Source organism: Hoylesella timonensis S9-PR14 (genome assembly GCF_000762405.1).
In the GTDB taxonomy this organism is placed as follows: Bacteria; Bacteroidota; Bacteroidia; order Bacteroidales; family Bacteroidaceae; genus Prevotella; species Prevotella timonensis_A.
This window is the reverse complement of the sequence record NZ_JRPQ01000115.1, coordinates 37,949-45,976: the sequence shown is the minus strand read 5'-3', so window position 1 is coordinate 45,976 and position 8,028 is coordinate 37,949. Positions and strand designations below refer to the sequence as shown.

Here is an 8,028-nt window from a genome sequence, read left to right as displayed (position 1 = left end):
CCTTAGTAAGCAAAAAGATTTAATCCTATTTTTTTCATGTCGCAAACTTAGAGTTTATTTCGTTGTTGATTTCTTCTACGCTGTTTACAACAACAAAATAATTCATTTTTAATGGAAAGAGCCGTGTTATAAATACGACGAAGTTGCAAAAATCTAAAAAATTTTGCCAAAGAGGATGTTGATAAAGGTCTTGGTGAGAATCTTGAAGTCAAACCACCACGACCGATGTTCCAAATAATACAAATCCAAATCCAATCGTTTTAGCATTTTTTCCATGGTGTCCGTGTAGCCATTGTACAATGTGGCATACGAGGTAACACCAGGACGGATTTGGTAGAGGTAAACATATCGTGGATCACGTTTTATAATCTGGTCAATATAGAATTTTCGTTCTGGGCGTGGACCAATGAAAGCCATGTCACCTTTAACCACGTTCCACAGTTGTGGCAGTTCGTCTAAGTGATGTGTGCGCAGGTATCTGCCTATTTTGGTCATCCTGTGTTCATGTTCATGTCCATACAATTGTGGTCCGTCTTTCTCGGCATCAATGCACATACTTCGAAACTTATAAATGGTGAAAGGTCTGCCGAAACGCCCGATGCGTTGCTGCTTAAAGATAGCAGGACAGCCATCTTCGCGTTTAACAAGGATGTAGCACAACAAGAAAGCTGGTGAGAAAACAATGATGGCAACGAGTGCTATCAGGAAATCGACACAACGTTTGATATTGCGTTCAAACTCATTCATCCCGTCTGGAATGAATCGTTTGTTATGAATGTCATTGTTATACTTGATATAGGCAGGAATTTGCTTCACCTCGTTAAAATATTTTATAATATAACGCTGCTTTGTTAAACATATTATATGCAATGCTGTATTTTTATAAAAAAGCCGTGTTGTGCAGTAGTTGGGCTGATGAACAATGGCGGAGCAATGCCCTGAACTACACGCTTGTGGGGCTTTCAGTCCGTTATTGCGATGTGCCAATTTTTTTATTCTTGCAACAGTTGTTTATAGTACCTCCGTGCTTCTCCGTGCCATTCCGTTGCAAAAACAAAATATTTTATTAGTTGTTACAATAATATCGCTTAAATGAAAGCCTTGTGTGTTCGAAAAACATTTTTTTTTGCAAAAAGCCATTTATTTCAAAAAAAAAGGATTACTTTTGCAAACAACAGAAAAAAGGGGTTATAAACTGTATAATTTTCTGAAAATCTATCTAAACTATTACAACCAGAATGCTATACCAAACAAATGCTCTTTATACCTTATTATATATAAGCATGTAAAAATAAAAGAATACGAGGAGCATATACTCTTAAGAATAACCAAAACAACTAAATAACTATTTTTATAACAAGATGAAGAAAAATAAAATTTTAATGGTAGGCGTACTTGCATGTGCCATATTTGCCGCATGCAGTGACAAAGACACCAGTACGGCTGGTGCAGCCTTCGATCCATCAAAGCCCATCGTAGTGGACGATTTCTATCCCGACTCGGGTGGTGTTGCCACATCGATGATTATCTCGGGTAGTAACTTCGGTACCGACACCGCTGGACTACGCGTGATGTATGTAGACGAGGACGGCATCGAACACCGTGGCGGATTGGTATCCTCGAACGGTGAGAAAATCTATTGCACCGTGCCTAAAGGACTCACCTACAAGCGCAATATCGCCATCAAGGTGATGCGAGGAGAAGGAGAGAAAGCCATTTCTGGCGAAGCTCCCAACAAGTTTATCTATCGTACACAGACGGCAGTGACTACCGTCATTGGACAACCTAACTCGGAAAACCAAGCTACCGTGCCAGGTACGCTGACTTCTACTACGCTGTCGGCACCAGCATACATTTGCTTGGACAATGAAGACAATATTTTCATCTGTGAACGAACTCATCACACGGGTCGAGCTGACGGGTGTCAGGCAAGGAATAGTAAAAATGAGAATAAGGACGGAAACGTGCTGATAGCCTCGCTAAAACGTAACAATGTGAGGTTTCTTGGCGAAGACTGCGGTATGGTAAACGCTCCTGCCTTCTCAAATGAGTCGGGGATGGAGGCTATGTATGCACCTTTAGACGGTGGTATGGACTTTTACCGTTACCAAAAAGCCACCAATTTCGCACAACAGAAATTGCGTGTCATCAAGTCAGAGGATACAAAGACACTTGATGAGCACAACTGGAAGTTTTGCTTCGTAGTCAACAAAACAGACCACAATCTTTATACTGTCATGCACCAAGGACAGTTGGTAAAAATCAATCCTAAGACACGTAAGGCGACTATCTTGCTCAAGAAGATTGGTATTCATGGAGCAAGCAGCAATGGTAGCGACTCATACTTCGCTTTCAGTCCTGTTATGCCCAACCGTCTGTTCATTTGCCAGACCGACAACAACGAGATATGGTACGTGGACATTGATCAGTTGGAGGGAAAAGACCCTAACGAATATCACGGTGAGAAATATGCTGGACGCGCATGCTGGGAAGGAACCAGTGCTGGTAGCGGCTGGGAGGATGGTCTTCTAAAGAATGCCAAGTTTAAATATCCACGACAGATATGTTTCACTGCCGATGGCAAGATGTACATTGCCGACAGTATGAACAGCTGTATCCGTTGTATTGATACCAACCAACCTGACAATAAAGCCACTGTGACCACCGTCATAGGTCTGCCAGGATCGGCTGGATTTAAGGAAGGAGGTCCAGACGTGGCACAGTTCCGTTATCCGCGTGGTGTGGCAGTGAACGCTGATGGTAGTATCGTGTACGTTGCCGACACTGGCAACCGCTGCATTCGCAAGCTGACGATTGAATAAATCCATGAAATAATAGTATATCAAACCAATATGAAACAATTTATCTATACGCTGGCTCTGTTACTCGCTGTAGTCACAAACGGCTTTGCACAGAATGCCAACGACAAAACCAAGAGCAAGACATTCACCGTGTCGGGAGTTGTGGTTGACGAACAGGACGAACCGTACCCAGGCGCCACCATCATCATCAAAAACGTTCCGGGACGAGGAGTTGTTTCCGACTTGGACGGAAAGTTCACCATTAAGGTAGACCCAAACGCCACTCTCGTGATACAGGCTGTGGGTATGAAAACCATAGAGAAATTAGTGACCAAAGATCTTGCTGACCAAAAGTTCGTGCTCAAAGAAGATGCCAGCACCGTTGACGAGGTGGTGGTAACGGGCTTGAGTTCACAAAAGAAAGTGTCAGTGGTAGGAGCTATCTCTACTATCGACCCCAAGGAATTGAAAGCTCCAGGTATGTCGCTGAGCAACATGCTCGGTGGACGTGTGGCAGGTGTCATCACCATGCAAACCTCAGGAGAGCCAGGTCGTAACCTTTCGCAATTCTGGATTCGTGGTATCAGTACCTTCGGTGCCAACGGCTCAGCCTTGGTGTTGATTGACGGTATTGAAGGAAAACTCGATGACATCGACGTAGACGACGTAGAGTCGTTCTCTATTCTGAAAGACGCATCAGCGACCGCCGTTTACGGTGTGCGTGGTGCAAACGGTGTAGTCATCGTGACGACTAAGCGTGGTGCTATGGGTAAGCTCAGCATTACGGGGCGTGCCTCGGTAAAGCTGTCGCAAATCAAGCGCATACCACAGTATCTCGGTGCTTACGACTATGCCCTGTTGGCTAACGAGGCACGTGCCATGTCAGGTGATCGGATTTGTACACACCACTTCAGCTCGACTTGATTAAGCACGGACTGGACAGAGACTTGTATCCTGATGTGAACTGGACCGATGAGATTATGAAGAAAACGTCGTTGCAGCAAAACTACTATATGAGCGCACGAGGCGGTGGCGACATCGCACGCTACTTCTTGTCATTGGGTTACCAAGACGAGGGCGCTGCTTACAATCAAAAAGGAAACGTGTTCAAGAAGCCGTTGACATACCGTAAGATGACGTATCGTGCCAACATCGACATGAACCTCACTAAGCTCACCACCCTGTACTTTGGTGTTGACGGAAACATCGTGAACTACACCACGCCAGGCGGTATGGGTACCAATGCAGTATGGAACAACATACGCGTGATGAACCCGCTGATGATGCCCGTGGAATATTCCGATGGCACCATACCTACTTTCGGGCGAGACAACTTGATTTCACCCTACGCTGCACTCAACTACTACGGTTACAAAGACCAGAACTCAACCCGCAACATGACAACGCTGAAGCTCACGCAAAAGTTCAATGGTGTGTTGCAGGGACTGGAGGCATCGGTACAAGCCATGATGGACCATACCACCGACTTCAACGAGCGACGTATCATCGCTCCCGACTTGTATCACGCCACGGGTCGTAGCGCACAGGGTGCACTCATCAAGAGTCTGAACAGTCGTGCGCTAGACATGGTTTACGGCAGTAGCAACAGCGGATGGCGCAAATACTATCTTGAGGCAAAAGCCAACTGGAACCGCACCTTCGGCGATCATAACATGGGTGCTTTGATTTTCTACTACATGGAAGACACCAAAGGTACCGATTGGGGTAACGATGCCATGGGCATCAATGCCATTCCCGCTCGTAGACAGAACCTTTCGGGACGTTTGCACTACGGCTATAAAGACACCTACTTCATTGATGCCAACTTCGGTTACACGGGTTCGGCACAGTTCAAGAAGGGCGAGCGCTTCGGATTCTTCCCATCTATCGCTGCAGGTTGGATTCCATCCAACTACCAGTGGTTCAAGGATGCGATGCCTTGGTTCTCGTTCTTGAAGATACGTGGTAGCTACGGATTGTCAGGTAACGACCAAATTACAGGTACACGCTTCCCTTACCTCACACTCATCAACCATACGGCACCCACCTACTGGGGCTATCAAGGATTAGGTATTCGAGAGAAACAGATTGGAGCCGACAACCTGAAATGGGAGGTATCAAGAAAGAGCGACGTGGGTATTGAAGGCAAATTCTTCAAGGATAGACTCGCCTTCACCGTAGACTTCTTCTACGATGTTCGTGACAACATCTACCGCCAGCGCGTCACCTTACCAGAATATGCAGGTATGATTACCATTCCATTCTCTAACGTGGGTAAGATGCACAGCTACGGATCTGATGGAAACATCTCATATCATCACCCTATCAACAAGGACATGAGTTTCACTGTACGTGCCAACTACACGTTCTCTGAGAATATCGTTGACAATTTTGAGGAACCTCTCTACGCATACGGTTACCAGAGTTCGAACGGAAAGCCATTGTATATCTTGCGTGGTCTTATTGCTGAAGGACTCTTTAAGAGCAAGGAGGAAATAGAAACCAGCCCCGAACAGATGTTCGGTAAGGTACGTCCTGGTGATATCAAGTATCGTGACGTAAACGGTGACGGCGTAGTGAACAACGACGACCGCGTGCCATTGAGTTACGGCAATCAGCTGCCACGGTTAATGTACGGATTCGGTGCCGATTATACATGGAAAGACCTGACCGTTGGATTCCTGTTCAAGGGTTCTGCCAAGGTGGAATACTATCGTTCAGGCCTCTATAATGACTCTGGATGGATTCCATTCTACAACGGTGAGATAGGAAATGTGCTCAAGCACGCCAACAACCCAAAGAACCGCTGGACGCCAGCTTGGTACTCTGGAACTACAGCTACTGAAAACCCCAACGCAGAGTTCCCAAGACTCTCGTACGGAGGCAATAGCAACAATGCTCAACTGTCATCATTCTGGAAGCGTGACGGATCGTTCCTCCGATTCCAAGAGTTGAGCGTGCGCTACAAGCTGCACCACAAGAAATGGATTACCGCATGTGGGTTATCTTCTTTAGACTGCGAATTCGTCATGAATAATATCTTCACTATCGACAACGTGAAATACTTCGACCCCGAGCAGGCTGGGGCTAATGGCGCCGTATATCCGTTGCCAATGACATACGCTTTGCAGCTTTACCTAAACTTCTAAGAAATACAAACGATATTACAATATGAAAAAAATCATCATGACCATAGCTGGTGCAGGCCTCATGGCTGCCAGCGGCATGCTTACATCCTGCGACTTTCTGGACGTGGACAATTATTTCCAAGCTACGTTCAAGGAGGACTCTGTCTTCCACAGCAAGCAGAACGCAGAAGGATATTTGTGGAATACCCCACAAGAATTCCCACACGAAGGAAATATTTGGGGACATTCGTGGAATCCTGGCGAGACCGCTTCGGACGAAATAGCCGTGAAGTGGCAGACCTCAGAGTTTTGGGGAGCGCAGTTCTCTGTTGGAAAAATCAACGAAACCAACATCCCCAACTGGTACTTGTGGAAAGACATGTATGTGATTATACAGCGTTGCAACAAGATGCTCGCTAACGTAGACAAAGTGGCAGACATGAACGACGGCGACCGTCGTGAATACAAAGCCTATGTACACTTCATGCGTGGCTGGGCTTACTACCACTTGCTGATGAACTGGGGACCGCTGCTCATCGTGGGCGACGAGATTATCCCCACCGACAAAGACAGTGAGTACTACAACCGTGAGCGTTCTACGTTCGATGAGTCAATAGACTATATCTGTAACGAGTTTGCCCTATCATTAAAGGGTATCTCTGAACCGCAAGATCAGTCGCTCGCTTATTTCTCACGTCCAACCAAGGGTGCCGCATTGGCATTGATTGCTCGCCTTCGTCTACTACAAGCATCGCCAACCTTTAACGGTGGTGACAGTGCGCATCGCTGTTTCAGTGGTTGGAAGCGCAAGAGCGATGGTGCCGATTACATCAACCAAAAGTATGATCCCAATCGTTGGGCAGTGGCAGCCGCAGCAGCTAAGCAGGTGGTAGACATGAACTACTACGAGCTCTACACGGTAAAGGCTGATAAGCAATTCCCATATCCGCTTGACAACGTAGACGAATCGTTGCGAAACAAGGAATTTCCAGAGGGCGTGGGAGGTATAGACCCTTACCACTCGTTTGCCGACATGTTCAACGGTGAGGGATTGCCAATGGTGAACCGCGAGTTTATATGGGCTCATGCAGCTTCGGGTAGCGTTATTGAATACACACAACACTGCTTCCCAGTGGGCGGTGGACTTGGTGGCTGGGGTGGTCTGAGCGTTCCACAACGCGTGATAGACTGCTTCTTAATGGCAGACGGAAAGTTGCCAGCTAACTCCAGCTTGTATGACGCTGATTTTGAGAACACCACAGAGAAGGCACAAAACCTCTCTACTTTCGTACTCAAGTCGGGCATTCCAAATATGTATGCTAACCGATCGGCACGTTTCTACGCAAGCATTGGTTTCCCTGGACGTGTATGGGAGATGAACTCTGCCAGTGCCGACGGTTCAAAAATCAATAAGCAATTCTGGTACGACAACAGTGACGGAATAGCAGGTAAGGCTGGTGCGCAGAATAATCCTAATGACGTAAACATCACAGGATATACCTCGGTGAAGTATGTACACCCAGACGACTCATGGGCACCCAATACGAATGGTGTGATGAGAACGATGAAGCCATATCCTATCATCCGTTATGCAGAAGTTCTGCTCGAACTGTGTGAGGCGATGAACAACATTGAGGGCAATCCAACGGTGAAGACATGGAACCGCAGTGGAGAGCTGGTAGACGTAAGCATCAGTCGTGATGCAGAATTCATGGCGAAGTATTTCAACATGATACGCTACCGAGTAGGACTCCCCGGTGTAGAAGCCTCTACCTTGAATGATAAGGATGCGTTCGAAAAAGTGATTAGAAACGAGCGACAGGTTGAGTTGTTCAACGAGGGTTACCGCTACTTCGACACTCGACGTTGGGGAACCTATCTCGACGAAGATGCTAATAGTAGCAACTGGCGAGGATTAGACGTAGGTAAAGATCGCGATGATACCAACTCCAACGGAGGCTTCTGGAACATCGTGCAGATAGACGAACAGAACTATAGAGACCGTATTGCCAAACCTAAGATGATATTCTTGCCGCTCAACCATTACGAGTTGCTCAAGCTGCCCAAGATGGATCAAAACTGGGGATGGGAAAGATAAT

The 8,028-nt window shown here is 46.5% G+C and carries 3 protein-coding genes and 1 pseudogene; 3 read left to right on the top strand and 1 reads right to left on the bottom strand.

Translation table 11 applies throughout. The annotated features are described in order from the left end of the window. Positions 1-153 precede the first annotated feature (153 nt). Positions 154-747 (bottom strand): sugar transferase, encoded by a 594-nt coding sequence (locus HMPREF9304_RS07360; RefSeq protein WP_231564490.1) that lies wholly within the window; start codon positions 745-747, stop codon positions 154-156. A gap of 614 nt (positions 748-1,361) precedes the next feature. On the opposite strand from HMPREF9304_RS07360, the gene HMPREF9304_RS07350 reads away from it, so the two are divergent. The 3 genes and pseudogenes from HMPREF9304_RS07350 to HMPREF9304_RS07340 all read left to right on the top strand — a co-directional run bounded on the left by HMPREF9304_RS07350 (position 1,362) and on the right by HMPREF9304_RS07340 (position 8,027). Further along, positions 1,362-2,822: an IPT/TIG domain-containing protein gene (locus HMPREF9304_RS07350; RefSeq protein WP_036927888.1), complete on the top strand. Its 1,461-nt coding sequence runs from the start codon at positions 1,362-1,364 to the stop codon at positions 2,820-2,822. A gap of 30 nt (positions 2,823-2,852) precedes the next feature. Further along, positions 2,853-5,950 (top strand): annotated as a pseudogene (locus HMPREF9304_RS07345) (SusC/RagA family TonB-linked outer membrane protein). Between the two features lie 22 nt (positions 5,951-5,972). Further along, complete coding sequence (locus tag HMPREF9304_RS07340; RefSeq protein WP_036927886.1) at positions 5,973-8,027, top strand: RagB/SusD family nutrient uptake outer membrane protein; 2,055 nt, start codon at positions 5,973-5,975, stop codon at positions 8,025-8,027. The last annotated feature ends 1 nt before the right edge of the window (position 8,028 follow it).

What these genes read in the sequence shown, in the direction of transcription:
- HMPREF9304_RS07360 (WP_231564490.1), bottom strand. Translation starts at nt 747, where the DNA reads ATGAATGAGTTTGAACGCAATATCAAACGTTGTGTCGATTTCCTGATA.
- HMPREF9304_RS07350 (WP_036927888.1), top strand. Translation starts at nt 1,362, where the DNA reads ATGAAGAAAAATAAAATTTTAATGGTAGGCGTACTTGCATGTGCCATA.
- HMPREF9304_RS07340 (WP_036927886.1), top strand. Translation starts at nt 5,973, where the DNA reads ATGAAAAAAATCATCATGACCATAGCTGGTGCAGGCCTCATGGCTGCC.